The sequence below is a fragment of the Acinetobacter sp. Leaf130 genome (genome assembly GCF_001423205.1).
Classification (GTDB): domain Bacteria; phylum Pseudomonadota; class Gammaproteobacteria; order Pseudomonadales; family Moraxellaceae; genus Acinetobacter; species Acinetobacter calcoaceticus.
Genome location: NZ_LMOE01000006.1, coordinates 71,235 through 97,907, shown reverse-complemented (window position 1 = coordinate 97,907; position 26,673 = coordinate 71,235). Strand labels below are relative to the sequence as shown.

General features: G+C 39.2%; 19 protein-coding genes. 11 read left to right on the top strand and 8 right to left on the bottom strand.

Annotation, left to right across the window (positions count from 1 at the left end; translation table 11 throughout):
- Positions 1–46: 46 nt before the first annotated feature.
- The 7 genes from ASF86_RS13470 to ASF86_RS13440 all read right to left on the bottom strand — a co-directional run bounded on the left by ASF86_RS13470 (position 47) and on the right by ASF86_RS13440 (position 9,601).
- The gene (locus ASF86_RS13470) at positions 47–1,441 is read right to left on the bottom strand and encodes an efflux transporter outer membrane subunit (protein ID WP_081407715.1); all 1,395 of its coding nucleotides are present in this window, start codon (positions 1,439–1,441) and stop codon (positions 47–49) included.
- Positions 1,442–1,463: 22 nt separating this feature from the next.
- A complete protein-coding gene (locus ASF86_RS13465) occupies positions 1,464–3,458 on the bottom strand; it encodes a MacB family efflux pump subunit (protein WP_056482841.1) in 1,995 nt (664 codons plus the stop codon).
- A 2-nt stretch (positions 3,459–3,460) separates the two neighbouring features.
- Positions 3,461–4,801 (bottom strand): MacA family efflux pump subunit, encoded by a 1,341-nt coding sequence (locus ASF86_RS13460; protein WP_056482838.1) that lies wholly within the window; start codon positions 4,799–4,801, stop codon positions 3,461–3,463.
- Between the two features lie 107 nt (positions 4,802–4,908).
- On the bottom strand, positions 4,909–5,898 hold the full coding sequence (gene holA, locus ASF86_RS13455) for a DNA polymerase III subunit delta (RefSeq protein WP_017391267.1): 990 nt from the start codon (positions 5,896–5,898) through the stop codon (positions 4,909–4,911).
- Between the two features lie 18 nt (positions 5,899–5,916).
- The gene (gene lptE, locus ASF86_RS13450; RefSeq protein WP_017391266.1) at positions 5,917–6,426 is read right to left on the bottom strand and encodes an LPS assembly lipoprotein LptE; all 510 of its coding nucleotides are present in this window, start codon (positions 6,424–6,426) and stop codon (positions 5,917–5,919) included.
- 27 nt (positions 6,427–6,453) lie between these two features.
- A complete protein-coding gene (gene leuS / locus ASF86_RS13445) occupies positions 6,454–9,078 on the bottom strand; it encodes a leucine--tRNA ligase (protein WP_056482835.1) in 2,625 nt (874 codons plus the stop codon).
- Between the two features lie 187 nt (positions 9,079–9,265).
- Positions 9,266–9,601 (bottom strand): DUF4124 domain-containing protein, encoded by a 336-nt coding sequence (locus ASF86_RS13440; RefSeq protein ID WP_056482832.1) that lies wholly within the window; start codon positions 9,599–9,601, stop codon positions 9,266–9,268.
- A 504-nt stretch (positions 9,602–10,105) separates the two neighbouring features.
- Between ASF86_RS13440 and ASF86_RS13435 the strand changes: the two genes are divergently transcribed.
- The 5 genes from ASF86_RS13435 to ASF86_RS13415 all read left to right on the top strand — a co-directional run bounded on the left by ASF86_RS13435 (position 10,106) and on the right by ASF86_RS13415 (position 16,973).
- Complete coding sequence (locus tag ASF86_RS13435) at positions 10,106–11,830, top strand: acetolactate synthase 3 large subunit (protein ID WP_003654952.1); 1,725 nt, start codon at positions 10,106–10,108, stop codon at positions 11,828–11,830.
- Complete coding sequence (ilvN, locus tag ASF86_RS13430; RefSeq protein ID WP_001215920.1) at positions 11,830–12,321, top strand: acetolactate synthase small subunit; 492 nt, start codon at positions 11,830–11,832, stop codon at positions 12,319–12,321. Before ASF86_RS13435 ends, ilvN begins: the two co-directional genes overlap by 1 nt.
- A 31-nt stretch (positions 12,322–12,352) precedes the next feature.
- A complete protein-coding gene (ilvC, locus tag ASF86_RS13425) occupies positions 12,353–13,369 on the top strand; it encodes a ketol-acid reductoisomerase (protein ID WP_003654954.1) in 1,017 nt (338 codons plus the stop codon).
- A gap of 325 nt (positions 13,370–13,694) precedes the next feature.
- Complete coding sequence (locus ASF86_RS13420) at positions 13,695–15,749, top strand: GGDEF domain-containing phosphodiesterase (protein ID WP_056482829.1); 2,055 nt, start codon at positions 13,695–13,697, stop codon at positions 15,747–15,749.
- Between the two features lie 663 nt (positions 15,750–16,412).
- Positions 16,413–16,973 (top strand): TetR/AcrR family transcriptional regulator, encoded by a 561-nt coding sequence (locus tag ASF86_RS13415; RefSeq protein ID WP_056482826.1) that lies wholly within the window; start codon positions 16,413–16,415, stop codon positions 16,971–16,973.
- Between the two features lie 274 nt (positions 16,974–17,247).
- Here ASF86_RS13415 and ASF86_RS13410 read toward each other — a convergent pair whose 3' ends face one another.
- On the bottom strand, positions 17,248–17,820 hold the full coding sequence (locus ASF86_RS13410) for a TetR/AcrR family transcriptional regulator (protein ID WP_056482823.1): 573 nt from the start codon (positions 17,818–17,820) through the stop codon (positions 17,248–17,250).
- Between the two features lie 322 nt (positions 17,821–18,142).
- Here ASF86_RS13410 and ASF86_RS13405 point away from each other — a divergent pair, with 322 nt between their 5' ends.
- From ASF86_RS13405 to acnA, 6 genes are all read left to right on the top strand, one after another.
- Positions 18,143–19,006, top strand: coding sequence for a hypothetical protein (locus tag ASF86_RS13405; protein ID WP_056482820.1), 864 nt, complete (start codon positions 18,143–18,145; stop codon positions 19,004–19,006).
- A 232-nt stretch (positions 19,007–19,238) separates the two neighbouring features.
- The gene (locus ASF86_RS13400) at positions 19,239–20,831 is read left to right on the top strand and encodes a peptide chain release factor 3 (protein ID WP_056482817.1); all 1,593 of its coding nucleotides are present in this window, start codon (positions 19,239–19,241) and stop codon (positions 20,829–20,831) included.
- A 69-nt stretch (positions 20,832–20,900) separates the two neighbouring features.
- The gene (locus tag ASF86_RS13395; RefSeq protein WP_005044794.1) at positions 20,901–21,743 is read left to right on the top strand and encodes a hypothetical protein; all 843 of its coding nucleotides are present in this window, start codon (positions 20,901–20,903) and stop codon (positions 21,741–21,743) included.
- A gap of 91 nt (positions 21,744–21,834) precedes the next feature.
- Positions 21,835–22,776 carry an RsiV family protein gene (locus ASF86_RS13390; RefSeq protein ID WP_081407707.1) on the top strand — a complete coding sequence of 314 codons (942 nt, stop codon included), beginning with the start codon at positions 21,835–21,837 and terminating at the stop codon, positions 22,774–22,776.
- A complete protein-coding gene (locus tag ASF86_RS13385; protein ID WP_056482811.1) occupies positions 22,776–23,588 on the top strand; it encodes a TatD family hydrolase in 813 nt (270 codons plus the stop codon). The genes ASF86_RS13390 and ASF86_RS13385 overlap by 1 nt, the downstream gene beginning before the upstream one ends.
- 124 nt (positions 23,589–23,712) lie before the next feature.
- A complete protein-coding gene (acnA, locus tag ASF86_RS13380; RefSeq protein WP_056482808.1) occupies positions 23,713–26,466 on the top strand; it encodes an aconitate hydratase AcnA in 2,754 nt (917 codons plus the stop codon).
- Positions 26,467–26,673 lie beyond the last annotated feature (207 nt).

Sequence of the window (26,673 nt, the reverse complement as noted above, 5' to 3'; positions counted from 1 at the left end):
AAAAAAGCCGTAGTTGAAGGACTACGGCTTTTTTGCTGGGCGCAAGTTATTGAGGAAGTTCTTTTACAGGGGAACCACCTAAAGCTTGCATGAGGGTGACATACGCGTTGTATTGGCTTTGTTTAGTTTCAACAAGGCTTAAGCGTGCAGTACGTGTAGTTTGCTGAGCATCAAGAAGTGTTTTTAATGCGACAGCACCATAACGATAACGGACTTCAGTTAGCCGTTCGGTCTTTTCTGCAAGTTCGACATTACGTTCTTGTAACGCTACTTGTTTATCGAGCTCTGTACGACTTGATAAAGCATTTTCGACATCAGCAAAAGCCTGATAAAGCGTTTGGCGATATTGAATAATCGCTTTTTCATAATCCAGATTGCTAATCGCAATATCTTTCTTCATATCGTTATATTGCAAAAACGGTAAACTTAAACTTGCACCTAAAGTTAGGGCAGGGTTGCGTAACAGTTCTGTCAACGATGTACTACTTGATCCCAAACTACTGGTCAAACTAATCGATGGATAGTAGCTCGCCTTAGTAGCATCTTTAGTCGCGAGCGCCTTTTTCAAACGAAGCTCAGAGGCTTGTAAATCGGGACGGCGCGATAAAATATCGGCAGGTAAGCCCGCACCAATTGCTGGTAGTGCATTGCGTGGCAAACGTTTGGGCTCTTGAATGTTTAACTGTTGCAATGGTTCATGTAAGAGCACGGCAATGGCAGTACGTGTTTCAACGAGTTGTTGCTCGATCTGGCTTAGGCTCGCTTTTTGGCTTTGTACAGATTGTTCTGCTTGAGTAAGATCTACACCTGAAACAGCACCAGCTTTATACTGAATCTGCACCAGTTGATATAGCTTTTGTGAGGTCGCCAGACTCTGCTGAGCAGTCGCATAACGTTCATTTAAATAACCGAGTTGCCAATACAATTTAGCCGTGGTTGCAATTAAACTTTGTCCAGTGGCTTGTAGGTCTTGTTCAGTCGCTAAAGCTTCCCATTTACTTGCTTCAGTTTGGCGTGCAAGCTTACCAAACAAATCAACCTCATAGCTTACGCCCGCACTCATTGATAGACCTTTAGCGCTGTCATCTCCCGAATTTAAATCAAAAGAATGTCCAGTAGAAACACTAGAGCTGGTACGTAAGCCTTGCTTATTTTCGGTTAGGTCAGCTTGTAAACGTGCTTGTTTTAAGGTAATCCCTGCGACAGCTAAGTCACTGTTACGTTCTAATACATTGCTTACGAGCTGATTAAGCTGTGCATCACCAAAAAGTGTCCACCAACGGTCAGAATATTGATCGGCAGACATGGTTTTTGCTTTTGTGGCGTCATATTGAAAACTACCCGGAACTTGTACCGCAGGTGTTTCGTAAGGTGTTTTTACCACAGCAGCACATCCAACAAGAGAGCTTGTGAGGAGAAGTGCTGTGCTGAGTTTAGTCATAGAGAAAGACATGCAATTTTCCTTATTCTCGTGATAGTGCTGCAACTGGGTCGAGTTTTGCCGCATTCTTGGCTGGTAAGAAACCAAAAACGACACCAATCAGTGTTGAACACACAAATGCTGCAATAATAGAAGTGCTTGAATAAGCCACGCTAAAGTTACCGCCAGCAAATTTATTAATGAGTTGTCCAAGGCCAAGTGACAGTAAGACACCAAGCACACCACCAATTAAACAGACTAAAATTGCTTCAATAAGAAATTGCTGCAAAATATCACTTTGACGTGCGCCTACAGCCATACGTACACCAATTTCCTGAGTACGTTCAGTCACAGAAACCAGCATAATATTCATAACTCCGATACCACCAACGACCAATGAAATTACGGCAATTGCTGAAACCAGAAGGGTCATCGTGCTGGTTGTTTTCTCAATGGTTTGACGGATACTGTCACTGTTCATAGTGAAAATATCTTGTGCACCATGGCGCTGGGTTAATAAGTTTACAATCGCATTTTCTGCGGCAGTAGTTGAATATTTGTCATTAATACGAACCACAATATTACGTACATTAGACTGACCTAACATACGGCTCATTACGGTTGTATAAGGCATATAGACATTTAATGTGTCGTCTGAGCCCATGCCGCTTGTTTGCGGTTCTACAACCCCAATGATGCGCGCTGGTACACTACCGAGTAGTACTACTTGGCCAATTGGATTGCTACCATCGCCAAAGAATTGTTTTTGCGTATTGGTATCAATCACTACATCTTGTGAACGATCACGAACACTACGTTGATCAAAAGTTTGCCCATCTTTAAAGACCAAACCTTTTACATCGAAATAATCATTACTCACACCATTAATGGTGGCGTTTGCTTCATTCTGTTGATAGCGCATAGTCTTGGATGTACTGACCATCGGACTGACTGCGCTAACATAAGGTTGAGTCATTAACGCATCGGCATCGGCAGGAACCAAGGTCTTAAAGCTTGCAGTTTTGGAGTTGTCACCAAAACCACGGCCCTGAAACACTGTAATCGTATTGGTTCCCAGACTACTAATATTGCTTAAAATTTGCTGTTGAGACCCTTTACCTAGAGCGACCACGGTAACAACAGATGCAATACCAATAATGATGCCAAGCATGGTTAAAAAAGTACGCATGCGATGGGCATTCATAGACAGTAAAGCCATTTGGAAGGCTTCAGATAAACGGTCTAAAGTTGAACGCCATGCGGAAATACTTTTGCCTTTCTTCTGTTTACCTTGTAAAGCTGGAGCGGCATCAGGATCAGGCTTGATTGGTTCGGCTGCTTGATCTGGAACATTAGGACGGTCACTAATAATTTCTCCGTCACTAATCTCGATAATACGAGTCGCATTTTTTGCAACTTGCATATCGTGTGTCACCAGAATAATAGTGTGACCAGCAGCATTGAGTTCACGCAAAATACGCATAACTTCAACGCCACTATGTGAGTCGAGTGCTCCTGTTGGTTCATCCGCAAGGATGACATCTCCACCATTCATGAGGGCACGGGCAATAGAAACACGTTGCTGCTGACCACCAGAAAGCTGACTTGGTCTATTAAGTGTTTTAGTGCCTAACCCTAATTCGGTAAGTAGAGCTGTTGCGCGTTGTTTACGCTCAGAAGGCGTAACACCTGCATAAACTGCTGGAACCTCAACGTTCCCTTCAGCCGATAAGTCACCCAGTAAATGGTAGCGCTGGAAAATAAAACCAAAATATTCACGACGTAGTCGAGCGAGCTGATCTGGCTCTAACTTACCAGTCTCTTGCCCACTAACTTTGTAACTACCACTGGTAGGGCGGTCTAAGCAGCCCAAAATGTTCATGAGCGTTGACTTACCCGAACCAGACTGGCCGACAATGGCAACCAGTTCGCCTTCGTAAATGGTAAGGTCAATCCCTTTTAAAATTTGTATTGTGCTTTCGCCAGCAGGGAATTCCCGGACCAGATTGCTGACTTCAAGCAAAGCTTGTTTTGTCATGCTTACATTCCCATTGGGCCACTACGGCGACGGTTATTACTACTATTTGCTGATGCAGCAGAAGTATCTGCGCTATCGGCAATGACAACTTGATCACCTTGTTTTAAGCCCGCAAGAACTTGCGCATTTACACGGTTGTTGATGCCAACCAAAATCTGAGTTGGTTTAGCTGTGCCATCGGCTTGTAATATGCGTACAACACTTAAAGTTAACTTGCCTTGTTCAACTAGCTGTTTTTGCTCGGCAGTCAGGTTAAGACGCTCCAAACGAGCCCCATTTCCTTGAGATTTTTTAGCTGCTTCAGGTGTAGAGCTTGCTTTATCAGATGATTGACCTGATTTTCTTTGACCTGAAAATTGTTTAGAGCTAAGTGCTGATGAAGGAACCAGTAGGGCATTTTTAGCTGAGTTTAAAACAATATAAACTTGTGCAGTCATATCAATACGCAATTTACCATCGGTATTTGGCACATCGAATAGGGCATTATAGTAAACGGCTGAGCTTGTAGTTGAACTAGTGGTATTCGTTGATTCGCTAGAAATTGAATCAGGAGCTGGTTCAATTTGTCGTAAGGTTGCGTAACGCTTAGTGTCTTCGCCTAAGGTAGTGAAATAAACCTGTTGTCCTTTCTCAACTTTCATAATGTCAGCTTCACTGACTTGAGCCTTGATCGTCATATTTTGTAATTTTGCAATTTTGACAATTGTTGGCGCACTTTGGTTTGCGTTTACCGTTTGACCTTCTTCAGTCACAATTGCGACAACCGTACCATCAGTTGGAGCAAGAATACGTGTATAACCAATATTGGTTTGCGCCGTAGATCTAGTCACTTTTGCAGATTCAATTTGCGCATCTAACGCTTTGATTTGCGCCTGAGCTGTTTTATAGCTTGCTTCAGCTGATTCTAAATCTGCGCGTGGTGTTGCATCTTGTGCATACATTTGTTGCTGACGGCGGTACTCAAGTTGTTTTTCATTCAAAGAAGCAACTTGTTGAAGGCGCTGTGCTTCTAAATTTTTAATATTCGCATCAGAGGTTTTTAAACTATTTTCTTGTGTGGTTGAATCAATTTGCGCAATAAGTTGACCTTGCTTAACCTGATCGCCTAGTTGTACATACATCTTTTTAACCTGACCAGATACCTGTGCACCGACACTAATCAGTTTGGTTGCATCAAGTGTACCCGTTGCAAGTACATTATTTTCAATATCCCCGCGTGTTACCTCGGCAGTAATATATTGTGGCTGCTGCTGTTTTGGCTTGAAAAACTTCCAGGCTAAAAGAGCAATAATGACTATACAGACGATGATAATAACAAGTTTGATTGGCTTTATTTTTGGCATGGCGAGAGGTCGAAAAGTTTAAAATTTAATTTAGTATAAAAGCGAAATGAGGATAAAACGTGAATTTTTATGATATTTCCGGAATGATGAAAAATGATTGAGCCGAATTATTGTATAAATAGTGTTTTTCCACATAATTCAGCAATCGCTTGCTGCATTAAATGTTCTGCATTTTCGTTCGACATTCCTTTAATTGCTGCATCAATTTGCAATAGAAGGGTAGACCAGCCTAAAAACTGTTGTGGATTTAGTCTTCTTAAGGCTTGTTGATATAGACCAACCTTTGTTTTCCATATACCAAGTTGTAGGGCATTATGAGGTTGCTCAAACAATTGCATTAACAAGCGCATTTCTTTACTTAAAGTCCATAAAATCAGACTATCTGGTTCGCCTGCTGCAATTAGATATTGAAAAATCTTAATAGATTGGCCAAGGTTGCCTTCTAATAACGCATCACTTAAATCATAGGTGGTATAGCGTGATTGATCTTGTAAACAAGCATATAAATGCTCAATCAAAATCAGTTTTTGGTCTGGAAATGTGTCTCTTACACGCATCAAGCTGTTTTTAGCTGCAAGCAAATTGTGCTCATGATGTTGCATTAACCACTGCCAAGCATCATTGTCAAGTTGGATCTCAAGCTTTTCTGCTTCTACGTTTAAAATACGTTGACGATCTTGTGGGTAATTTGCCGTGAGAGCAACTACAACCCCATTTGCTTCAACAACTTGAAAAAAAGCAGATTTTAAGCTGCTACTATCTTGTTTGGGTAAAACAATTAATAACAGGTTATGTTCATTATGTTGTATATAACTTTTAAGTTGTTTTAAGCCATTCGCATCAGGTTTTATATTGCCGTGTACTTCAATAGCAAGCTGCTGAGAAAATAAAGATAAGCTATTAAGTGCGTTAAAGACATTTTTCCAGTCGCTCACGCTACTAATATCATAGCGTTGTCTTTCAACTTCTTGTTGTTGCCAGCTTTTGCGAAAGGCATCTAATAAATTTTGTTCTAATAAGGGTTCTTGCCCATGCAAAATCCACGCACCCCGAGCTTCCGGAGTACGTTTTAAGGCTTGTAAATAGTCAATTTTCATTGCAGGCAAAAATACAGATTAAGGCTGAGCTTTTGGTAAACGATTTGCTGAAATCTGACGAGTAATTTGTTGTGCAATATCATCAATCACGATACGTTGTAAGTAAGTTTCTTGCTGATTTTCAGTGTTGACTGTTGCCAAGTCATATTGGTAACTACGAGATGCAGTTAATGAGCGTGGTTCAGTAATTTTATTACCCTGACGATCTTCAATCTGGAAGGTTACAGTTAAGCGTAATAATACTTCTGTCAGTTTTCCATTTAAAAGTTGACGACGTGGTGTGTATTCCAAAACACGGAGTACATAGGCATCACTATCATTACTGAATTGAACACCATTGGCAGCCAAATATACTTTTAACTGCGTTTCCAAATCATCAGTTTTAGCTGGTAACTCAAGGCTTAACTTTTTATAAACAAGCGGAGTCGCAGTCGGGTTGGTTCCTTTTAAATGAAATCCACACCCGACTAAGCCTGCACTAAGGCCTAAGGTTAAAACAACAGCGGCTAAACGTTTGGCTAAGTGCATGCTTGATCCTCTCATTAATAACTTTAATTAAACCACGAGGTTAACTAGTTTATTTGGAACCACAATTTCTTTTTTTGTTGGTCCGGTTAAGAATTGTTGAACTTCTGGTAGAGCTTTAGCCTGAGCTAATAGATCTTCTTTAGAAATATCAACAGAAACTTCAAGTTTACCGCGAAGTTTACCGTTAACCTGTACAACAATCGTTTGTGTATTACGTGTTAACGCAGAAGCATCCACTTCAGGGAACGTTGCTGCTGTAACATCTGTACCAAATTGAGCCAATAAAGTTTGGCTTAAATGTGGTGCAAACGGTTCGAGCAAAGTTAAAAGTGTAGTGATCGCTTCACGTTCTACCGCAATGTCGTTGTCATCTTTTGCTTCAAACTTGTTGCTTGCGTTTAACAACTCCATTAAAGCAGCAATAGCAGTATTGAATGCATGACGACGTTCAATATCATCACTTACCTTTTGAATGGTTTCGTGTGTTTTACGACGTAAATCTTGAGCATCTTTAGACAAGTTTGCAGTATCGATTGTAGAAGTTGAGTTTCCTTTTTCAAGGAAGCCTGCCACAAGACGCCATACACGTTTCAAGAAACGGTTTGCACCTTCAACACCTGCATCAGACCATTCTAAAGATTGATCTGGTGGAGCAGCAAACATCATGAATACACGAGCAGTATCTGCACCGTATTGATCAATAATCGCTTGCGGGTCGATACCGTTGTTTTTCGACTTAGACATTTTTTCTTGTCCGCCGATGACAACTTCTTGGCCATCACCTGAATATTTTGCAGAAAGAATACGACCTTTTTCATCGCGCTCTAACTCAATATCAGCTGGGTTAAACCAAGTTTTCTTACCATTTTCTGCTTCACGGTAGAACGTGTCTGCAAGCACCATGCCTTGAGTTAACAAGTTGGTAAATGGTTCATTACCTTGTACAACGCCTTCATCACGCATTAATTTGTGGAAGAAACGTGCATAAAGTAAGTGAAGAATTGCGTGCTCAACACCACCAATGTATTGGTTCACAGGAAGCCAGTTTTGAGCAGCTTCAGGTTTAACCATACCACCGGTGAAGTCTGGAGAAGCATAACGTGCATAGTACCAAGATGACTCTACGAAAGTATCTAAAGTATCTGTCTCACGGCGTGCATCGCCGCCACAACAAGGACATTTAGTTTCATAGAATTCAGGCATTTTATTAAGCGGATTGCCTGAACCATCTGGTACAACATCTGTTGGTAATACAACAGGAAGTTGATCTTCAGGCACTGTAACTTGACCACAAGTATCACAGTTAATCATTGGAATTGGACAACCCCAGTAACGTTGACGAGATACACCCCAGTCACGTAAACGGAATTGAACTTTAGAATTTGCTAAATTTTGTGGCTCTAATTTTGCAAGGAATGCATCAAAAGCAGCTTGGAATTCTAAGCCGTCAAACTCGCCAGAATTAACAAGTTTACCTTCTTTAGAACCGTACCATTCTTGCCACTGGGTTGCAGAGTAGTCTGCATCGTCAGCGCCTTTAGCATCAATCACTTGTTTGATTGATAAATTAAACTTGTTAGCAAATTCAAAATCACGTTCGTCATGTGCAGGCACCGCCATAACAGCGCCAGAGCCATAAGACATTAATACGTAGTTTGCAATCCAAACAGGAAGCTCTTCACCAGTTACAGGATGTTTTACAAACAAGCCTGTTGCCATGCCTTTTTTCTCGGCTGTTGCCAAGTCCGCTTCTGCAACTGAACCCATACGGCACTCTTCAATGAATTCAGCCAATTCAGGGTTAGTTTCAGCAGCTTTAAGCGCAAGAGGGTGCTCTGCTGCAACAGCAACATAAGTTACACCCATAAGCGTGTCGGCACGAGTTGTATAAACAGTTAAACCGTCAGCATAAATTTCAGTATTGGCAGATGGGAACGTAATTTCCATGCCAGTAGAGCGACCGATCCAGTTACGTTGCATGGTCAACACTTGTTGAGGCCAGCCATCTTGTAAAGTGTCAAGATCGTCTAATAATTCTTGTGCATAATCCGTAATACGGAAGTAGTACATTGGAATGTCGCGTTTTTCAACCAATGCGCCTGAGCGCCAGCCACGACCATTTTCAACTTGTTCGTTTGCCAAAACTGTTTGGTCAACCGGATCCCAGTTTACTGTTGAAAGTTTACGGTAGATCAGACCTTTTTTATAAAGCTGAACAAATAACCATTGTTCCCAGTGATAATACTCTGGTGTACAAGTTGCGAACTCGCGATCCCAGTCTACAGATAGACCCAATTTTTTTAATTGGTCACGCATGTAGGCAATGTTTTCAAATGTCCATTTTGCCGGAGCAACTTTATGGGCAATTGCTGCATTTTCAGCAGGTAGACCGAATGCATCCCAACCCATAGGTTGTAGCACGGTTTCGCCTTTTAAACGGTAAAAACGGCTAATAACATCGCCAATTGTATAGTTACGCACATGCCCCATATGCAGCTTGCCGCTTGGGTAAGGAAACATTGACAGGATGTAGCGATGTTTACCTTCGACAGTGTCGGCAACTTTAAAGACTTTACGATTTTCCCAATCTTGTTGAACTGATGGTTCAATCGTGTTTGCTTGATATTCGGGGTCAATGTGAGAAATAGTCATAGACGTAAGCTATACAACGAAAATTGAAATGAAAGATTGCTGCACAGCATAGCGCAAAATAAGGGGAAATGTCAGTTTTTAGATCAGGATTTTATCTTTTAATATGAGCAATAAACATTTCTCAATCTATTCTTCTTTATTTTAAATAATAGAAGAGTGGTGAAAATATTCACCACTCTCATTTTGGTTATCGTGCTGCTGCGGATGGGGCGGGCGGAACTGGTACAGCGGGTATACCTTTGTCCTGTTCTACGTTCGCTGTTTCTTGCACTACTTTATCTGTTTTATCTTGAGGTTGTTGTTCTGAGGTGGGTGTCGAATTTTGTACGGATGGTTGACTGCCGTAAGTTGAAACTTTGTTCAAGTTTTTTGCACTCTTAGGTGGCGGAGTTGTGGTGTAATGTGTAGAGCCACTTTTATCCATCCATTTATAATATTGCTGTGCCTGACTTTGACTTGAGCAAATTAAAATTACTGTTGTTACCGCTGTATATAAGCTTGTTTTTAAATAAGATAAATTCATGTCAGATCTTCCCCAAAAAAGCTGACTATATTTAAATAAAGTTTATAAATAAGCAATTTACAATGTATGGTTTTATATAAAAAAGAATAATTATTTTTAATAAATAGAGGGTAGGACTACCAAATTTACGATTTAATTTTAGATTAAAAAAGAAGCAGCTAAAATTTTTTATGGAAAAACCTTTTCTTTAATCTTGACTTTAGTGAATTAAACAACAAAAATGCTTCCTTTAGTTTTATATGCGATTATTTGATCACCCTTCGAATAACCGTCATGTTTTGTAATAGACATTCTCTCTAGCCGAGAGATTGATTTTACTTAAAGTATGTATATCCAGACATGCTTTATTAATGTTAAAAAAGCTTATACGGCTGAAAAACAGAAATTTTTCTATTGCAACGAAAACTAGACAATATGTGTGCTATAACAGTGCAGACAATTCAATGAATGAAACACTATTTGTGCCTTCCATAAATAGTGATAAAGATTTTAGGGTGAATCACGTTGGAACTTTTATCTGGTGGTGAAATGCTCGTTCGTGCTCTTGCGGACGAAGGCGTTGAACATGTTTTTGGTTATCCAGGCGGCGCTGTATTACATATTTATGATGCGCTATTTCAACAAGACAAAATTAATCATTACCTCGTACGTCATGAACAAGCTGCTGGTCATATGGCAGATGCTTACTCGCGTGCGACAGGTAAGACTGGCGTAGTACTGGTCACTTCTGGACCTGGCGCAACTAATACTGTGACTCCAATTGCAACAGCTTATATGGACTCAATCCCAATGGTGATTTTGTCTGGCCAGGTTGCATCACATCTTATTGGTGAAGACGCTTTCCAGGAAACTGATATGGTGGGTATTTCACGTCCTATCGTGAAACACAGCTTCCAAGTTCGTCACGCAAGTGAAATTCCTGCAATTATCAAAAAAGCATTTTATATTGCATCAAGTGGCCGTCCTGGCCCAGTTGTAGTCGATATTCCAAAAGATGCGACAAATCCTGCAGAAAAATTTGCGTACGAATATCCTGAAAAAGTGAAGATGCGTTCTTATCAGCCACCTTCACGTGGTCATTCTGGTCAAATTCGCAAAGCGATTGATGAGCTTTTAAGTGCTAAACGCCCTGTAATTTATACTGGTGGCGGTGTTGTTCAAGGTAATGCATCTGCATTATTGACTGAGTTGGCTCATTTGTTGGGCTACCCAGTGACAAATACACTTATGGGTCTTGGTGGCTTCCCTGGCGATGATCCACAGTTTGTGGGCATGTTGGGTATGCACGGTACTTATGAAGCAAACATGGCGATGCATAATGCTGATGTCATTCTTGCAATTGGTGCACGTTTTGATGACCGAGTAACCAATAACCCTGCAAAATTCTGTGTGAATGCCAAAGTTATTCATATTGATATTGATCCGGCGAGCATTTCAAAAACGATCATGGCGCATATTCCGATTGTAGGGGCGGTTGAGCCTGTACTTCAGGAAATGTTGACGCAATTGAAACAATTGAATGTGTCTAAACCTAACCCTGAAGCAATTGCGGCATGGTGGGATCAGATTAATGAATGGCGTAAAGTTCATGGCTTGAAGTATGAAACACTGGCTGATGGCACAATGAAGCCACAGCAAGTTGTTGAAGCTTTATATAAAGCGACCAATGGTGATGCCATCATTACTTCGGATGTGGGTCAACACCAAATGTTTGGTGCGTTGTATTACAAGTACAAACGTCCACGTCAATGGATTAACTCAGGCGGATTAGGCACCATGGGCGTAGGTTTACCTTATGCAATGGCAGCCAAGTTGGCTTTCCCAGATCAACAGGTAGTTTGTATTACCGGTGAAGCTTCAATTCAGATGTGTATTCAGGAGCTTTCAACTTGTAAGCAATACGGTATGAATGTGAAGATCTTGTGCTTGAATAACCGTGCTTTAGGTATGGTTAAACAATGGCAAGATATGAACTATGAAGGCCGTCACTCAAGCTCATATGTTGAATCATTACCTGATTTTGGCAAGTTAATGGAAGCATATGGTCATGTTGGTATCCAAATTGATCATGCTGATGAACTAGAGTCGAAGCTTGCTGAAGCAATGGCAATTAATGATAAATGTGTATTCATTAATGTCATGGTTGATCGTACAGAACATGTTTATCCAATGCTGATCGCAGGTCAGTCAATGAAGGATATGTGGTTAGGTAAAGGGGAGCGTACATAATGAGACATATTATTTCTGTACTCGTTGAAAACGAAGCTGGTGCGCTTTCTCGTTTGGTGGGTTTATTCAGTCAACGTAACTACAACATTGAAACGTTGAATGTAGCTCCAACCGAAGACCCAACTTTATCACGTCTGACGTTAACTACTTATGGCGATGACCATAAGATTGAACAGATTACAAAGCAGCTCAACAAACTTGTTGAAGTTGTAAAAGTAGTAGATTTATCAGAAGGTTCACACATTGAGCGTGAACTGATGTTGATTAAAGTAAAAGCGTTAGGTGCTTCACGTGCTGAAATTAAGCGAACAGCGGATATTTTCCGTGCGCAAATTGTAGACGTGACACCAACTACCTATACCATTCAAATAGCAGGGACAACTGAAAAATTAGATGGTTTTATCGATGCGCTTGCAGAAAACACTATTCTAGAAGTCGTTCGTTCAGGTGTATCTGGTATCGCCCGTGGCGAAAAAGTATTAGCCATTTAATTTTTTAAAAGTATTTTAGCGGAGAACACAAATGCAAATTTTTTACGATAAAGACTGTGACTTATCAATCATCCAAGGCAAGAAAGTAGCGATTGTTGGTTACGGCTCTCAAGGTCATGCTCATGCACTTAACCTTAAAGACTCAGGCGTAGACGTAACTGTAGGTTTACGCGCAGATTCAGCTTCTTGGAAGAAAGCTGAAAATGCTGGTCTTAAAGTTGCAGAAGTTCCTGCTGCTGTTAAGCAAGCTGACCTCGTAATGATTTTGACTCCAGATGAATTCCAATCACAACTTTACCGTGACGTGATTGAGCCAAACATCAAAGAAGGCGCAACTTTAGCATTTGCTCATGGTTTCTCAATTCTTTATAACCAAGTTGTTCCACGTAAAGACTTAGACGTAATCATGGTTGCTCCGAAAGCACCTGGTCACACAGTTCGTTCAGAATACCAACGTGGTTCAGGTGTTCCTGACTTAATCGCAATTCACCAAGATGCTTCTGGTAATGCACGTAACGTTGCTCTTTCTTATGCTTCAGGTGTAGGTGGCGGTCGTACTGGTATTATCGAAACTTCATTCCGTGAAGAAACTGAAACTGACTTATTCGGTGAGCAAGCAGTTCTTTGTGGTGGTGCGGTTGAACTCGTGAAAATGGGCTTCGAAACTTTAGTTGAAGCTGGTTATGCACCAGAAATGGCTTACTTCGAATGTTTACACGAACTTAAATTGATCGTTGACTTGATGTTCGAAGGCGGTATCGCTGACATGAACTACTCAGTATCTAACAATGCTGAGTATGGCGAATATGTAACTGGTACTGAAGTAATTAACGAACAGTCTCGTGAAGCAATGCGTAATGCATTGAAACGTATTCAATCTGGCGAATACGCGAAGATGTTCATTCAAGAGGGTGCATTAAACTACCCATCTATGACTGCTCGTCGTCGTCAAAATGCTGCGCATGGTATTGAAGTAACTGGTAATAAGTTACGCGCGATGATGCCTTGGATTCAAGCAAACAAAATCGTAGACAAAGAAAAGAACTAATTTTCTTTTTCTAAAGCTTCAAAAGAACCCTGCGCTAAGCAGGGTTCTTTTTTTATACTATTTTTGTTTGAATATGAAAAGAGCCATTGAGACAACTCAACTGGATTAAAGAAATTCTATATTTTTCATATAATTGGCTGCTTAATTTTTGGTTACTCTATTGATTTATAAAGTAAAAAATACTTGACCAAAAGATAGATAATGTTATTGTTTATAACTGACTGAATAAGTCAAATTTACTAAATTTTTTAACATGTTTAATTGTATTTTGGGCAATGAGTTGAACAAAATAAAAAAAAGTATTGAATAATCATGGAAGTCCAATATGGGTCATGTTGATTACGATAGCACATTGATCGTCGGCTCTTTTATTGCAGCTGGCATCATTTGCTTTCTTGTAATTTCCATGGAACAATTAATATTCAAGCAAATCTATAAAAAGTTTGAGTTTTTAATTTTATTTATCAATGGATTATTGCTGGCATCAGCAATTAGCATTGTTCATATTATTGGTATACAAGCTTATCATCTGTTTGAAACAGTCAACTCGAATATTCCTTTAATTACTGTTTCATTTGCCATTAGTGCTTTGCTATCGTGCCTCGCCATGTGGTTGACTTCACGTTTTACACTACCTTTATTCCGGCTCATTTTAAGTTCTATTATTATGGGAATCGGAATTTCAGCTTCATATTACATTAGTATGTTGGGCTGGAATATTAATATCTACAAAAAAGATTACACCTCTTTCTTGCTATTATTTTCTGTATTAATTGCGATGAGCGGTTCAGGGCTGGCATTTTTATTAGCCTATAAATTAAAAGATACCGAACGTCATCGTCTAACTTTGAAAATCGCATTTTCGGTAATGATGACCTTAAGTATTATGGGAATGCACTATACAGCGCTCATTGCGACGAATATTACTGATAAATTTATTAGCCAATATCAGGCTGAACATGACCTATTATTATTTACGATTATCTTGGTCACGTGTCTGGTACTGGTCGCAAGTTTTATTGTTGCGATGTTGGAGCAGCGCCTCACTCAACAAAATTTAGAGTTGCGTAAGGCAAATAAAGAATTAGCTAATCTTTCTATACAAGATAATTTAACTAAACTACCAAACCGTCTTTACTTGGTTGATTATGCAGAAGTATTACTCTCGGATCATCGATATAAAGACCAGAAAATTGCTTTTTTATATATTGATTTAGATCGGTTTAAATCGGTTAACGATGCTTTTGGGCATCATGTCGGTGATCAATTACTCATTCAAATGGCGAACCGTTTGCATTGGCAACTCAATGAAAAATGTAAACTGCTTAGAATCGGTGGTGATGAGTTTTTGCTTATTGCAGAAAATACAAATGCAGACGAAGCGGTTGTTTTAGCCGAGAAGGTTTTACAACTGATTCAGGAAAGCTATCAAATTTCTGGCAAGGAAATTAATATTTCTGCAAGTTTGGGTGTGGCACTCTTTCCTGAGCATGGACAGAATGTTCAGGACTTACTCATGAACGCTGATGCCGCCATGCTCATGTCTAAAGAACAAGGCCGAAATACGTATACCATCTTTAGTTATTCAACCCATCAGCAAGAAACGAGAAGTCAGTCAAAACTGATCAATGATCTTTATAAAGCCGTAGAAGAAAAACAGTTCATCTTATATTACCAACCAAAATTTAATACCAATCTTGAAGTTTGTGGGGTTGAGGCATTAATCCGCTGGAATCACCCAGCCTTAGGAATACTTACACCGCATATGTTCATTGAAGGTGCGGAAAAAACTGGTTTGATCATTCCAATGGGATATTGGGCGCTTGAGCAAGCTTGCCTGCAAATTCAGGAGTGGGAGCGCAGTAACACACCATTTTATCCAGTCGCTGTGAACTTATCGGCACTACAATTTGAAAATAAAAAGTTATTTAGTACGCTCGAAGCATTATTAAAAAAATATCAAATTCAACCTCACCACTTAATTGTTGAGATTACTGAATCAACTGCAATGCGGCATATTGATTTGAGTATCCGAGCTTGTGAGCGCTTACGTGACATGGGAATTCGTGTTGCCATTGATGATTTTGGAACAGGGCATTCGAGCTTCTTATATTTAAAAGATTTACCTGTAGATGAGCTGAAAATTGACCGTGGCTTTATTGTTGATTTAAAACCAGGTTCAAAAGAAGAAGTTATTCTAGAAAGTATTATTCATTTAGCTAAAAAGTTAGGTTTAACCGTAACGGCAGAAGGCGTGGAAACTCAGCAGCAGGTTGAGATTTTAACCCGTTTAGGCTGTCAGCAATTCCAAGGTTATTTATTGGGGATGCCAGTTCAGGTTGATCAGCTCATTGAGTCTCAAGGCGCTCATTTTGCTTAGTATTAATAGATAGATTAGGTTACTCCAATTTTTAAACGACTGATGACTGAGTTCTCAATAAATTTTCAATTAAAATTATTTGATTGTATATAATATTTAAACTAATAATTAATTTAATCTAATGAAAAACAATAAGAAATTTAAAATCTTGTCATAAAAGCTACATTGACACCTGTAAACTCTCAGATTATCCTTTGCAAGCTGGCCTACATTGCCAGGTGGTTTTGACAGACCACATACGACCGCATCAGAGTTATTCCGTCTGAGGGATAGTTCTGTGTGTAAGCTCCTCGTTCCCTCCCGTAGCGGTAGGACGGGAGAGGGACACCCTCGGGTGTGCTGGCGTCGTACCAGTCTGTCAACCCTCTTTCGTTCTGCCACCATAATTCTTGATTAATGCTTTGGCAGAACTCCCCATATAAAGGAGTTGGCTATGCATTCTATTTTTATACCTCCAGACTAGTCTATAGCGCGGTTTGATGACCTTTGGGTTTTCAAGCATTAGCTCGTCACGACCAAAAAATCATATCAACAATAAAACTTGAGATGCGCTGAGGCAGTCTTTAGAGGGCCTTTGCATGCCTTTTTTTGCTTAAAACAAGAGCCTAGGCAGTTTTATCTCATTGAGACACAACAAGAACTTATTTTTATAACGGTAAAACTATGCAACATTTAGATCTTCCATTTCGTGCTTTAAGCGTGCTTCATTCTGCAAGATATCTCTTTAATAATTATGGTTTTCACAAAGTCGGGGTGGACCGAATTATTGAAGCAGCAAAACTCCCCAAAGCTACTTTTTATAATTACTTTCACTCAAAAGAAAGACTCATTGAAATGAGCTTAACTTTCCAAAAGGATCGTTTAAAAGAAGAGGTGCTTTCAATCATTTATGTTCAGAAAGGCTTAACCGTAATTGAAAAACTTCGTAAAATTTACTTCTTACATGCAGATTTAGAAAGCCTTTATCATCTGCTATTTAAAGCTATTTTTGAAATTGAAAAGCTTTACCCAAAGGCTTATCAAATAGTGGTTGAGTACAGAAACTGGCTCATTAGCGAGATTTATAGACTGCTTTTAACAAAGAACTCAGAGGCCTCAAAAGAAGATGCACACATGTTTTTATTTGTGGTGGACGGGGCTATGGTTCAGCTTTTAGGTGAAAACAGTGTGGATGATAGAGATGCATTATTGGAGTATTTCTTACGGAATATCATGGTGGATTAATAATATATAAATGTGCATAGTTATAATTAGTAAAGGTTTAGTTATTCTTAATAAAACTCTTATTTTAACGCCTTAAATTGATATAAATTATAAAATTAAAATAAAGAAAATGAGAGTGGCTCCTGTGTTTAAAATAGCAGGGGCTTTGCTTTTATAGGGGTGTGACAATAATTTAGATAGATTTTATCAGTAGAGCTGTAATTCATGCTCTACTCATTTTTTTAATGATATTTTAATTCTTCTACAAAACATCTAAAACTATTAAATTGATATATTAAGCGGCGGAGCACGCTTGAGTTTCCTCAAAATTAATAAGCTTTGTTATATAAGACCATGTTTGTTCAGAATTAATTTTTGATTTATTTATTGTGCCATCAATAATGATGCCATCAATAATATTAAGGAAAAGACTGGTAAGCGTATGGGCATCTTTGATTTCTAATTCTACACATGTTGAGAAAACTAATTTGTAAATCCATTCTCGATATTTATTAACCTGATCTTTAATAGACGGGTACAATTGTAGAACTTCAATGGTGGCTTTTTTAAATAAACAACCATTGAAATCATCTGCATTAATCCAGTCGATATACCAGTTGAAAATGGTTTTAAGTCTAATTAAAGGATTGTTAATATTATTAATTTTTTCTGATATTGAAGATTGAATTTCTAAATTTCTTTCATGAAGGCACTCTTCAATTAAGTTTTCTTTAGAAGAAAAGTACTTATAAAAAGTCATTTTTGCCACATTGGACTCAGCAATAATCCTATCAACACCAACAGATGTATAGCTTTTCTGGTTAAAAAGGGATGTTGCTGTTGTTATAATATTTTCTCTTTTTGTCATCGTGTTCACCGTTGCGAATATTTTTGATTAACTTTGCTATTGTAAGTGTTAAAGCTTAAATAAAACTTATTTTATAATATTTAAAAAACTATATTTATTCAATAGTTTGGTTAATCTTAAAAAATAATATTTTATATATTTGGTTGGCAATAATTTACTTTTTTAAATATTATTAATTAATCCATTGATTTGTTGAGTTAATAGACATAATATCAGGTTGTTAAGGATGGGTATATGGATTTTATTTTAGCAATTGAATGCAAATTGAAATAAGGGAATACCCCACTTAACTATAAGAAAAAACTTTTTATTGAGAATGATTATGTCAAAAAAATTTGAAGATTTTAATAATCCACGAGAAAAAGCATTGCAGGGGATGAGAAATAGTATTCCTGCAAAACAATGGGATGAAAATTTAAATTTTCTCAAACAGTTAAGAAATAAAATTGCAGAATTACCAGTTTGTAAACATCCTGCAATTGAAATGTTAAATCATGGTTATCTAGATAAGGATACTTTAACTCATATTCATTTAGAATATCGTCATGCAATTGTACAGATTTTTACTGATGCTTTATTACAAGCGCAGTTCCAAACAAAACAACTGGAACCAAAACTCCATTCTGGAGCTAAAATGTTTCCACGTGTATTATTAAGTTTAAATGTACTTGATGAATTCGGTTTTAGACCAGGATTAGGTAAAGATGATTATTATTTGGGGAATCCTGAATATGCTCATTATCCATTGTATGAAGATTTACTTAATGATTATGGTCTAACGGAAGATGATCGCCGTAATTATAAAGCTTCACAAGCAGCAGATCAGGTCCGTTCATTCTTAGAATCTTCTTATGATAGTTATATCAATGTAGTTGCATTGTTAGCAGTTGCCGAAGAAGAGGTTATTCTTTTTAGCCCTCCATTACGTCAAGCGACCAAATTTGTGAATATCGATGTTGAAGGTGGCGGATATTACCATGTGCATGGTGTATCTACCGATGAAACGTCTGAGGCCGCTGATGATGACCATCAGGATGACCTTTGGTTTACCTTAGCGCAAGCAATTACAAAAGATGATTATGAAGGCTTAACCAAGCTATGTATTGATTATTGTGCTTTATGGAATGAGTTCTGGAATGTACAAATTGCCGATGTGCAATTTATTGAAGAAAAGAAACTGGCATAAGATATTCTGCTAAGTCCTAAGGAAGCCCATCCACAATCGGATGGGCTTTTTTGATTGTAAAATCTGTAATGAGCGAAGTCGTATTCTCAAAAAATGTTCAAAAATCTTATGAGTGACTGATGGCATATCAACAATCATTAAACAGTTCTATAAATCTGCTACAATTACGCCAATTTTTATTTTGATCGACTTTAGATCTTTGGCACTGCAATCTCCGCAGTAGGTGTATTTCATGAGTTTTAAAGATGAGTTAGCGGCACAGGTTGCTCAACGCCGCACATTTGCCATCATTTCCCACCCCGATGCCGGTAAAACTACCATGACAGAGAAATTACTGTTATGGGGTAAAGCAATTCAGGTTGCAGGGATGGTAAAAAGCCGTAAATCTGACCGCGCAGCTACATCTGACTGGATGGAAATGGAAAAAGAGCGTGGAATTTCTATTACCACGTCTGTTATGCAGTTCCCATATAAAGGTCATACCATTAACTTACTCGATACACCGGGACATGAAGATTTCTCGGAAGATACGTATCGTACCCTCACCGCAGTTGACTCAGCGTTAATGGTGATTGATGGTGCAAAGGGTGTCGAAGAACGTACTATCAAATTGATGGAAGTGTGTCGTATGCGTGACACGCCTATCATTTCATTCGTAAACAAGATGGACCGTGAGATTCGTGAGCCACTTGAGTTACTTGATGAAATTGAAAATGTCCTCAATATCCGCTGTGTACCTATTACATGGCCATTAGGAATGGGCCGTGATTTTGCTGGTGTATACAACATTATTGAAAATAAATTGTATGTCTATAAAGCAGGTTTTGGTTCAACCATTACAGATATTGAAGTACGTGATGGTTATGATCATGCTGATATCCGTGAAAAAGTAGGTGATTTGGCTTGGGCATCTTTTGAAGAGTCGCTTGAGCTCGTACAAATGGCGAATGAGCCATTAGACCGCGAATTATTTTTACAAGGTAAACAAACTCCGGTTCTATTTGGTACGGCATTAGGTAACTTTGGTGTTGACCATGTACTAGATGCTTTCATGGGCTGGGCACCTGAACCTAAAGCGCACCCTGCACAAGAGCGTGTGGTTGACGCGAAAGAAGAAGGTTTTTCTGGTTTTGTATTTAAAATTCAAGCCAACATGGACCCGAAACACCGTGACCGTATTGCCTTCATGCGTATTTGCTCTGGTAAATATGAAAAAGGTTTAAAGATGAACCACGTGCGTCTTGGTAAAGATGTCCGCATTAGTGATGCTTTGACATTCCTTGCTGGTGAGCGTGAACATTTAGAAGAAGCATGGCCTGGCGATATTATTGGTTTACACAACCATGGCACGATTCAAATTGGTGATACTTTCACAAGTGGTGAAAATCTGCACTTCACAGGTATTCCTCACTTTGCGCCAGAGATGTTCCGTCGTGTGCGTTTAAGAGATCCATTAAAGTCAAAACAATTGCAAAAAGGTTTGAAAGAGTTGTCTGAAGAAGGGGCGACTCAGGTATTTATGCCACAAATCAGCAATGACTTGATTGTTGGGGCGGTAGGTGTGCTCCAGTTTGACGTGGTTGCGTATCGTTTGAAAGAAGAATATAAGGTTGACTGTGTTTATGAGCCTGTAAGCGTTAATACAGTTCGCTGGATTCACTGTGATGATGAAAAAATTCTGAATGAATTTAAGAAAAAAGCACATGACCAACTTTCTATCGATGGCGGCGGACATTTAACTTATCTTGCTCCAAGCCGAGTGAACTTGCAGATTATGCAAGAGCGTTGGCCTGATATTCAGTTCCGTAACACACGTGAACACTGATCATTTTAATGTGACAAACAGCTTCGAATAGAAGCTGTTTTGTTTTGAAAAATAAAAAAGGATGATGAAATGAACTTGAGTAAAAAGACAATTATTGCGCTGGTGGTTGCAGTCATAACATTAATTTCTGCTATTTCTATTTTTGTCTGGAAAAGCTCTCAGTCTTCATCCTCTTCGCAAACGAAACTAGCAGGTACCCAAACTCAAAATATTGAAAAAGCTGAAGTACTGCCATTTCTCAACTTACAACAAGTAAAAGCCGATTATGCTTTGCCATTTTGTGAGAAGAAAAATTGTATTGATGTTGATATTCAAACGATAAAGACTCAAGACGCATGGTTAAATGAATGGATCGCCAAAAGTCAGGCTAAAGTGATTCAAGATCAAATTGATTTGAAAAAAGACTTGAGCTTGCAGCAGGCGATTAATGCTTATGTAAAAAAGTCTGATGAATGGCAAGATAAATATTCAAAGAATCGGGCTTATGAATTGCATCTTCATACACGTATTGCTTCGCAGCGTAATCAATATGTTTTATTGCAATTGGGGCTTGATACTAAGCAAGAAGAGCTCACGATTAAAGATCGTTATTACTTTTTCGTGGCTGACCGAAAATTGCATAAAAGTTTAAGTTTGTTAGATGTTTTAAAAAAAGATCAGCAAACAGCTATGCATCAAATGGTGCAGGTAGCCTATCAAGACTGGTTAAAAAAGCAGACTGTTGAAATAAAAAAAGAAGCACCAAAAACTTTATATTGGGGGCAAGCGGATTGGTTCTTTGATGGTGAAGGTATTGGACTGCATTATCAGGCAAACCAAATTACAAAAGAGGCACCTCAGCTCGATATTTATTTATCTACAGAACAAACAAAAAAAATATTACAACCCGAGGTTTATGAACAAATGTTTTAAGATGGTAGCAGAATTTGCAACCTCTATTTATATGCGCTAATTTCTTAGAAAAGGCACTGCGTAATCTCCTTAGAATAAAAGGCAAAATATGATGTTATCTTCTAAAGTTTCACTGCGATTAACTTTGCTTGCTTCGGCTATATTTTTGGTGGCATGCCAACCTAAAGCCGATCCTAAGGATTCTCAAGAACAGCAGAAACAAGCAGTCGAAGAACAAAAGCCAGTAGAGCTGACTTTGAAGGGTGAAACAATTCCGAGTAAGGTTGCTTTACCTGATTGTGATGGTAAAACTTGTCCCGAATTTACAGTTGAGCGTTTACAGAGTAATTTTCCATTTATTGATAAAATTGTAGATCAGCAAATCTTAAAGGCTCTAGATCAAATTTTAGAGATTGCTGAACCCGATACTAAAGTGAAGCAACCAGATCAAAAAACAGAAGCTTCAGCGGTTGCGGGTGCAGAGCAAAAAAATAGCTTTGATGCCCAGGTTCAACGTTATGCAAATTCATTTATTGGTTTGGACAATGAATTAAAAGCTTTAAGTAGTAGTCATCAAATTAATCTTTTAGTTAAACCTAAGATTTTGCAGGCTCAAGGTAAAGTGGTCACTGTTGTACTTAATAGCAGTAGCTATTTAGGTGGTGCTCATGGTTCTGCTGCACAGCATTATTATAATTTTGATTTAAAAGAACAAAAGCAGATCAAGCTTGAAGACTTGTTACGTCCACAGCAAAAAGCAGCGTTAGAGAAGTTGGCGCATGAAGCCTTTAAGACTTGGGTTACAGACTCTAAACTGGCTGATAATGTTGCTGATTATGAACAAGCTTGGCCATTTAAATTATCCGATAATTTCTTATTGGGTGAACAAGGTTTAATCCTTCAATATGGTGAATATGAAATTGGACCATATGTGGTGGGATTACCTCGATTAGTCATTCCGTATGATCAATTACAGGAAGTCTTGAAAAAAGAGTATTTGCCGCAGCCTAAAGCGCAACCAGCTTCAACACCTGTTGCAAAAAGTGGAAGCTAATGCGTCTGTTTGATACGCATACGCATTTTGATGTTGCCGATTTTGATGAAGATCGGCAACAGTTAGCGCTTAATGCCAAAAAAGCTGGGGTTGATGCACTGGTTTTAATTGGTTTTGTGCAGTCACGTTTTGATGAATTGCTACAAACCCATCATCAGTTAAATAGCTGGGAAAATGTACCGACTTCATATCTAGCACCCGGCTTACATCCATTTTATATTGAGCAACATCAACCAGAACATCTTTCTCATCTCGAGCAAATTTTGCAGAAAGAAGAATGCGTGGCAGTCGGTGAAATTGGTTTAGATACTTTCTTAAAAGAGCATAAGCACCCTGATATCTATGCGAAGCAAAAACAATATTTTGCCGATCAGTTAGAGCTTGCAACCCAATATCAAAAGCCAGTACTTCTCCATATTAGAAAAGCCCATGGCGATGTACTCGCAATATTAAAAGCTCAGAAATTTAAACTGGGTGGAATTGCCCATGCTTTTAGTGGTGGCATAGAAGAAGCGAAAGGCTTAATTAAACTTGGATTTAAAATTGGTGTGACAGGGCAAATTACTAATCCGAATGCAAAAAAACTTCATACGGTTGTGCAGGCTATAGGTGCAGAGCACTTGGTGATTGAAACAGATTGTCCCGATATGACCCCACTTTGTTGCCAAACCTCAACTGAAGAGCGTACCCGTAATACCCCAGTTAATTTGCCTTATGTTTTGCAAAGTTTGGCAGAAAACCTAAACATATCAGCGTCAGATTTGGCCGTACAGCTTTGGGAAAACTCGCTCTCGGCGTTGAAATTATCGTAATAAAAATCAAAGATTAGAAATAGTAACTAAAACAAAACACAGCGATTAGAAAAGAAGCTTAAAGTAAGAAAACAACATGTAAAAACGTGAAAAATAACATTGCCAGACATGGGAGGATAACCCAATGGCTAAGTATAGCAATATCAATAGTTTTAATGCTTTACAGACGCTAACAGTAGGTTCCAGCAATTATCAGATTTTTAGCTTAGCCCAAGCAGAGAAAACGCTAGGGGATATTGCCAAACTACCGAAATCTTTAAAAGTATTATTGGAAAACTTATTACGGTTCGAAGACCAACTTAGTGTTAAAACTGAACACATCTATGCCTTAGCAGAATGGTTAAAAACCAAAGGTTCTGAACAGGAAATTCAATATCGACCTGCTCGAGTTTTAATGCAGGATTTTACAGGGGTACCCGCTGTAGTCGATTTGGCAGCAATGCGAGCAGCCATGGCTCAAGCTGGTGGAGACCCAGAGAAGATTAACCCCTTATCTCCTGTCGATTTGGTGATCGACCACTCGGTGATGGTTGACTATTTTGCCGATGATCAGGCTTTTGAAGAAAACGTACATATTGAAATGCAGCGTAATGGCGAACGATATCAATTTCTACGTTGGGGACAGTCGGCATTTAATAATTTTAGTGTAGTGCCGCCAGGTACGGGGATTTGCCATCAGGTCAATTTAGAATATTTGGCCCAAGCAGTGTGGTTGGGGGAAGATGAAGGCAAAACTTTTGCATTTCCTGATACCTTAGTGGGAACAGACTCACATACGACCATGATTAATGGCTTGGGTGTTTTAGGTTGGGGCGTAGGTGGTATTGAGGCTGAAGCTGCAATGTTGGGCCAACCCATCTCTATGCTTATTCCTGAAGTCATCGGTTTTAAACTTACAGGAAAATTACCAGAAGGTATTACAGCAACAGACTTGGTACTCACCATTACTCAAATGCTTCGCCAAAAAGGTGTGGTGGGTAAATTTGTAGAGTTCTATGGAGATGGTCTGGCAGATTTGCCTCTTGCTGACCGTGCAACCATTGCCAATATGGCACCAGAATATGGTGCAACCTGTGGTTTCTTTCCAATAGATGAAGTGACGATAGGATATCTGAAACTGACAGGACGTCATGAAGACCGTATTGAGCTCGTTGAAGCCTATAGTAAAGCTCAAGGTTTATGGCGAAATGCTGGTGATGAACCTGTTTTTACAGATACTTTAAGTTTAGATATGACCACGGTGCAAGCAAGTTTGGCTGGACCAAAACGCCCGCAAGACCGAGTGCTGTTGTCTGAAGTGCCTAAAACGTTTAATGCACTCATGGAGTTAACACTAAAACCAGCAAAAGAAGCAAAAGAACGTCTAGAAAATGAAGGTGGTGGTACTGCTGTAGAGGCAAAAAAAGCAAATATTCAACATGAAAGTCCATCTTGTGTGATTGAAGGGCAAGAATATCCGTTAAATCATGGTGATGTCGTAATTTCAGCCATTACCTCTTGTACCAATACCTCTAACCCAAGCGTGATGTTAGCGGCGGGTCTGCTTGCCAAAAAAGCCATTGAAAAAGGCTTACAACGAAAACCATGGGTGAAAAGCTCTCTTGCACCTGGTTCTAAGGTCGTGACTGATTATTTGTTGGCTGCTGGGCTTACGCCGTATTTAGATGAGTTGGGTTATAACTTGGTGGGATATGGCTGTACAACCTGTATTGGTAACTCAGGCCCATTACCAGAGCCAGTCGAAGATGCAATCCAATGTCATGATTTGAATGTTGCATCTGTACTTTCTGGTAACCGTAACTTTGAAGGTCGAGTACATCCATTAGTTAAAACCAATTGGTTAGCTTCACCGCCTCTCGTGGTTGCTTATGGTTTGGTTGGGAATATTCGAACCGATTTGACCACACAGCCTCTTGGGCTAGGCAAAGATGGACAACCTGTCTATTTAAAAGATATCTGGCCAAGTCAGGCAGAAATTGATGTTGTCTTGCAGAAAGTAAATACAGAGATGTTCCACAAAGAATATGCAGCGGTCTTTGATGGTGACGCGAGTTGGCAAGCGATTCAGATTCCAAAGAGCAAGACCTATGAATGGGCCGATGACTCGACGTATATCCGACATCCTCCTTTCTTTGAAGGAATTGGAGAGCCACCAAAGCCAATTAAAAATATTGAACAGGCGCGTATTTTGGCAGTTTTAGGTGACTCGGTCACAACTGACCATATTTCACCAGCGGGGAATATCAAAAAAGATAGTCCTGCGGGTCGGTATCTGCAAGAGCAAGGGGTCGATCCAAAAGACTTTAACTCGTATGGTTCTCGACGTGGTAATCATGAAGTGATGATGCGAGGTACCTTTGCCAATATTCGTATTAAGAACGAAATGCTTGGTGGTGAAGAGGGTGGTAATACTATTTACATTCCAAGTGGTGAAAAGCTTGCCATATATGATGCAGCGATGCTTTATCAACAAGAAAACACACCTCTTGTGATTATTGCTGGTAAGGAATATGGAACAGGTTCTTCACGGGACTGGGCTGCAAAAGGAACAAATTTATTAGGCGTGAAAGCAGTGATTGCAGAGAGTTTTGAGCGTATCCATCGTTCAAACCTAGTCGGTATGGGAGTGTTGCCATTACAGTTTGTTGATGGGCAAACTCGTCAATCTCTTAATTTAACGGGTCATGAAGTGATATCAATCCGTGGTTTACTGGACGGAATTCAACCTCATCAAATTCTTGAAGTTGATGTAAAACGGCCCAATGGGATAGCGAGTCATTTTAATGTGTTGTGCCGAATTGATACGTTAAATGAGGTAGAGTACTTTAAGGCCGGTGGTATTTTGCATTATGTACTTCGAAATTTGATTGCTTCATAAATCGATAAAGTTAGCACGGCCTTATAATGACTGTGCATTAGCCAATATTGGATTTATAGGCGTATCTTTACTTTTTAAGGATAATGAGCTGTGACTAAACAGCGCAAGGCAAAAATCCTTTGTCGGGCTGACCGTATGTCCTTATACCGCAGCCCAACTGGGCGGCATCCAGCCGCCTGTCACGCTAGTAAATGATGACTTAAATCT